The sequence below is a fragment of the Bradyrhizobium sp. Crot121 genome (assembly GCF_059512385.1).
The window spans coordinates 1-226 of record NZ_JCAMOR010000592.1; the positions used below are offsets into that span (position 1 = coordinate 1).

Consider the following 226-nt stretch of genomic DNA (forward strand, 5'->3'; position numbering starts at 1 on the left):
CGCAAACTTCCATGGCCAGAAGCGCAAGAACGACACCCATGCGAGTACCAGCGATCCAAACAGCAGGCTTTACCGCAAGGCGGCCGGGCGGGAGGCGAAGCTCTGCTATATGGGCCATGCCACAATGGAGAACCGGCATGGGCTGGCGACCGAACGCCGCGCCTCGGAGATCATGCTGAAGGCCCAAGGCAAAGCCGCCGGCCACCGCATCACGGCCGGCGAGGAC

General features: G+C 64.6%; 1 pseudogene. It reads left to right on the plus strand.

Annotated elements, in window-relative coordinates:
- Positions 1-226, plus strand: a pseudogene (locus tag AC5ZGW_RS48010) (IS5/IS1182 family transposase); the annotation flags it as partial.